We start from the raw sequence: 4,969 nt of genomic DNA, 5'->3' as shown, positions 1-4,969 counted from the left end.
GTGTGGGGGGGACGATGTCGTCCAGGGCCTCGCCCCAGGGTTCTGGCTTCATGACCATGCCGGGGCCGCCGCCGTACGGGGTGTCGTCGACGGTGCGGTGCCGGTCGTGGGTCCAGTCGCGCAGGTCGTGGACGTGGACGTCCAGGAGTCCGGTTCGCCGGGCCTTGCCGAGGAGGGAGATGTCGAGGGCGGCGAAGTACTCCGGGAAGATCGTGATGAGGTCGATTCTCATGATTCGCCGAGCAGGCCGGGGGGCGGGTCGATGACGAGCCGCCCCCCGGGAACGTCCACCTCGGGGACGAGCGCGGTCACGAAAGGGACCAGCGTCTCCCCGCCGGGGCCGTCCACGACCAGGAGGTCCTGGCCGTGGTGCAGGACGTCGGCGACGCGGCCGACGTCGGCGCCCTCCGCGGTGACGACGGCGAGCCCGATGAGCTCCCGGTCGTGAAAGTCGTCCGGGTCTGCGGACGGGGGGATCTCACCGGGGTCGACGACGAGCCAGATGCCGCGGAGTTCTTGGGCGGCGTCGCGGTCGCCGATTCCGGCGAAGCGCACGAGCAGGCGTCCCGAATGCCAGCGAACTCGCTCGACGGTGAGGGGGCCGGTGGCCGCGGGGTCGGTGATGATCTCCGTGCCCGCGGCGAACCGGGTGTCCGGCTCGTCCGTGCGGACGTCGATGGTGACCTCACCGCGGACCCCGTGCGGCCGTCCGATCCGTCCCACCACGAGCGGTTCGCTCATCGGGACACCACTCAGCGGACCTCGTTGACGTCGAGGAGGTCAACGCGCACGTAGCGGCCCCCGGAGAGGGCGCTGATCACCGTGCGGAGGGCCTTGGCGGTGCGTCCGCTGCGGCCGATGACCTTACCGAGGTCCTCGGGGTGCACCCGCACCTCGAGGACCCGGCCGCCCCTGATCCGGCGGGCGCGGACCCGGACGTCGTCCGGGTTCTCCACGATCCCGCGGACCAGGTGCTCGAGCGCTTCTTCGAGCACGTCAGCCCTCGCTCTTAGCTTCGGTCGTCTCGGTGGCCTTCGCCTCGGACTTCTTCGCCTCGGACTTCTTCGGCTCGGCCTTCTTCTTGCCCCGGGTCGTCGCGGCGCCGGCGGCCTCGTCGTCGCCCAGCGACTCCTTGACGGCGGCCTCGAACGCGGCCTTCTTGTCGGGCTTCGGCTCGGCGACCCTGAGGGTGCCCTCGGCGCCCGGCTCGCCCTTGAACTTCTGCCAGTCACCGGTGATCTTCAGCAGGTTGAGGACGGGCTCGGTCGGCTGCGCGCCGACGCCGAGCCAGTACTGCGCCCGCTCCGAGTCGATCTTGATGAGCGACGGCTCCTGCTTGGGCTGGTAGAGCCCGATCTCCTCGATGGCGCGCCCGTCACGCTTGGTGCGGGCGTCGGCGACGACGATCCGGTACTGCGGGTTCCGGATCTTCCCCAGACGCTTGAGCTTGATCTTGACTGCCACGGGTGTGGTGTACTCCAGACTTAATAACAGGGTGGACGGCCCGTGCCAGGTGGGGAACACCGGCTCACAGCCGTCCGAGGACTCCGGTCGCGCAGGACGAGAGAGGGCGCCTGGCGACTCCGGGGTTTCCAGCCTGTCATTCTGCCAGACGATCCGCGCAAACGCGCAATCGCGCGATGTCGTGTTGCCCGCCGCGGCCACGGCGGTCGGGCTGATCCCGGGCGCCGACGAGAACCTGCCAGGCGGCGACCCGCAACGATGTGGCGATTCGCCGTCCTGCCATTGTGTGGGGCGGCCAGCTCGGTTGGCGGTTGACGACGTCCGGAAGGGCACGACTTTGTCAGCGGATGACCGATCGGCTAACGGTTGCGCGCATTCCGGCCCCCGGCAGACAGCGTCTCGCCTGGGGCGGACGTGAAGCAGGGGCTACTTCTTCTTGCGGCTCTGGAGTTTGTCCAGGTCGGGCATCTGGAAGCCGGGCGGAAGCTGGCCGCCCAGTCCGGGCGGGAGGCCAGGGGTGCTGCCGGGAGCGCCGCCGAGCCCGGGGGGAAGGCCCTGGGGCGTCGTGCCGCCGGCCGCGGGCTGCTGGTCCTGCTGTCCCTTGCCCGCGCCCGCGCGCTTGCGCGGGTCGCCGCTGCGCTGCTTGCCCTTCTTGTTCTTGGACGCCTTCGCGGCCTTGGCCTTCTTGCGTCCGCCGGGCATGCCGGGCAGGCCCATCCCGCCGGCCATCTGGCGCATCATCTTCTGCGCGTCGAAGAACCGGGTGACGAGGCTGTTGACCTCACCGACGCTGACACCGGAGCCGTTCGCGATGCGCGCCCGCCGCGACCCGTTGATGATCTTGGGGTGGGAGCGTTCCTGCGGGGTCATCGAGCGGATGATCGCGGCGATCCGGTCCAGGTCCTTGTCGTCGATCTGGTTGACCTGTTCCCTGACCTGCCCCATCCCGGGCATCATGCCGAGCAGGTTGCCGATCGGGCCGAGCTTGCGGATCATCATCATCTGCTCGAGGAAGTCCTCGAGGGTGAAGTCCTCGCCCGAGGCGAACTTGCTGGACATCTTCTCGGCCTGTTCGGCGTCGAACGCCTGCTCGGCCTGCTCGATCAGGGTGAGGATGTCGCCCATGTCGAGGATGCGGCCCGCCATGCGGTCCGGGTGGAAGACGCTGAAGTCCTCGAGCTTCTCGCCCGTCGAGGCGAACATGATCGGACGTCCGGTGACATGCCGGACCGACAGCGCCGCACCGCCCCGCGCGTCGCCGTCGAGCTTGGTGAGGACGACGCCGTCGAAGCCGACGCCGTCCATGAACGCCTGCGCGGTGTTGACCGCGTCCTGGCCGACCATCGCGTCGACGACGAACAGCACGTCGTCGGGCTTCACGGCGTCGCGGATGTCGATGGCCTGCTGCATCATCTCGGAGTCGACGCCGAGACGTCCCGCGGTGTCGATGACGACGACGTCGTGCTGGGCGTGCTTGGCCTGCTCGATGGAGCGGCGCGAGACGTCCACCGGGTCGCCGACGCCGCTGCCCGGCTCCGGCGCGAACACGGGCACCCCGGCCCGCTCGCCGACGACCTGCAACTGCTGGACCGCGTTGGGACGCTGCAGGTCGGCGGCCACGAGCATCGGCGCGTGGCCCTCCTGCTTCAGCCACCGGGCCAGCTTGCCCGCGAGCGTCGTCTTACCGGCGCCCTGCAGTCCCGCGAGCATGATCACGGTGGGCGGGTTCTTGGCCAGCCTGATCCGGCGCGTCTCGCCGCCGAGGATGTTGATGAGCTCCTCGTTGACGATCTTGACGACCTGCTGGGCCGGGTTCAGCGCCTGCGAGACCTCCGAGCCCCGCGCCCGCTCCTTGACCTGAGTGATGAAGTCCTTGACCACGGGGAGCGCGACGTCGGCCTCGAGCAGCGCGATCCGGATCTCGCGGGCGGTGGCGTTGATGTCGGCCTCGGAGAGCCGGCCCTTGCTGCGCAGCGACGAGAAGACCGTCGTCAACCGGTCGGAGAGCGTCTCGAACACGTGTCTGGACCGTCCTTAAAGCTTCTGGGATCGCCTATCAGCGTATCGGGTCACCGGCCGAGCCCCGCCCCTCTCGCCGGGACGTTCTCAGCTGAGGGCCGCCAGGACTTGGGAGCGGACGGCCGCGAGGGTCGCGGGATCGTCCAGGGGGCGGCCCGCTGCGTCCACCACGTAGAAGACGTCCACGGCCTCGGCACCAAGGGTGTCGACCTGAGCGGCGCGGACCTGCAGGCCGCATGCGCCCAGTGCCTGCCCGATCCGCCAGAGCAGACCCGGCTGGTCATGGGCGCGGACCTCGACGACGGTGGCCGTGCGGGACGCCTCGTCCACGATCATCACCCGCGGCGGCGCCACCGCCACGCCGGGCCGCACGCGGATGGACCTCGCCCGCCGTTCGAGCCGGTCCGCGACATCGAGCCGGTCGGCGAGCATCCGCCGGAGATCGGCCTCCAGTGTGGCCGGATCCGGCGGCGTCCCGTATTCGGGCACAGCGGTGAAGTCGAGCACGGCCGTCGCGGGCGGCTCCCCCACCGGGCCGGGCGTATGTGCACGCTCGAACGCCGTCACGCCATCCGACGCCGTCCCGCCATCCGACGCCGTCCCGCCGCCTGACGCGGTCACGCCGCCTGACGCGGTCACGCCGCCTGATGGGATCGCGCCTGGGGACGTGGTGCGCTCAGAGGAGATGGTGCGGGCTGATTTCACGGCGAGGCGGTGCAGGGCCAGGACGCCTGCCGCGCGCCAGAGGAGGCCGGGACGGTCCGGGGCGGCGATAGTGATCCGGGAGCCGGTGACGCGGACGGCGGCGCCGTCGTGGCGGGCGAGGGCGACCTGTTCGGGTGCCAGGGCGGGGACGGGGCGGGAGCCGCCGGACAGCGCGGCGGCGGCGCGGCGGGCGAGGTCGGCGACGAGTCCGGCCTTCCAGGCGCCCCAGGCGGCGGGGCCGGTGGCGTGGCCGTCGGCGATCGCGAGCGCGGCGAGGAGGTCGAGGATCTCGCGTTCGCGGCCGGGCACCGCCGAGACGGCTGCGGTGACCGTCTGCACGGTCACCGGGTCGTCGATGTCGCGGCGGGTGGCGGTCTCGGGCAGGAGCAGGTGGTGGCGGACGAGCGTCTCCAGCACGCGGACGTCGTCCTCCGGGAAGCCGAGGCGCGTCCCGATGTCGCGGGTCAGGGCGGCGCCCGTGGCGGAATGGTCACCCGGACGGCCCTTGCCGATGTCGTGCAGGAGGGCACCGACGAGAAGCAGATCAGGGCGGGCCACCTCGCGGGTGAGGGCGGCGGCGCCGGCGGCGGTTTCCACGAGGTGGCGGTCCACGGTGAAGCGGTGGACGGGGTTGCGCTGCGGACGGTTGCGGACGTGTTCCCACTCGGGCAGCAGCCGGACGATCAGTCCCGCCTGGTCGAGCGCCTCCCAGACGCCGATGGCGGCGGGGCCTGCGCCGAGCAGGGACACGAGGGCGTCGCGGGCGGTGGCGGGCCAAGGG

The 4,969-nt window shown here is 71.3% G+C and carries 5 protein-coding genes and 1 pseudogene; all 6 read right to left on the bottom strand.

Features of this window, described 5'->3' with window-relative positions; translation table 11 throughout:
• Window positions 1-232, bottom strand: a pseudogene (locus tag ETD83_RS39315) (tRNA (guanosine(37)-N1)-methyltransferase TrmD); the annotation flags it as partial.
• Window positions 229-741 carry a ribosome maturation factor RimM gene (gene rimM, locus ETD83_RS39310; protein ID WP_138650297.1) on the bottom strand — a complete coding sequence of 171 codons (513 nt, stop codon included), beginning with the start codon at window positions 739-741 and terminating at the stop codon, window positions 229-231. The pseudogene ETD83_RS39315 and the gene rimM, both read right to left, overlap by 4 nt.
• Window positions 742-752: 11 nt before the next feature.
• Window positions 753-995 carry an RNA-binding protein gene (locus ETD83_RS39305; protein WP_021598307.1) on the bottom strand — a complete coding sequence of 81 codons (243 nt, stop codon included), beginning with the start codon at window positions 993-995 and terminating at the stop codon, window positions 753-755.
• Window position 996: 1 nt separating this feature from the next.
• Complete coding sequence (rpsP, locus tag ETD83_RS39300; RefSeq protein WP_138650296.1) at window positions 997-1,464, bottom strand: 30S ribosomal protein S16; 468 nt, start codon at window positions 1,462-1,464, stop codon at window positions 997-999.
• A 426-nt stretch (window positions 1,465-1,890) separates the two neighbouring features.
• The gene (ffh, locus tag ETD83_RS39295) at window positions 1,891-3,483 is read right to left on the bottom strand and encodes a signal recognition particle protein (RefSeq protein WP_138650294.1); all 1,593 of its coding nucleotides are present in this window, start codon (window positions 3,481-3,483) and stop codon (window positions 1,891-1,893) included.
• 87 nt (window positions 3,484-3,570) lie between these two features.
• Window positions 3,571-4,969 (bottom strand): ACT domain-containing protein (locus tag ETD83_RS45145; RefSeq protein ID WP_230421494.1); only part of this gene is annotated, 1,399 nt, incomplete at its 5' end.

This window comes from Actinomadura soli, from assembly GCF_005889715.1.
GTDB lineage: Bacteria > Actinomycetota > Actinomycetes > Streptosporangiales > Streptosporangiaceae > Spirillospora > Spirillospora soli.
The sequence above is the reverse complement of the archived record's forward strand: the minus strand, read 5'-3'. Positions and strand labels throughout refer to the sequence as shown.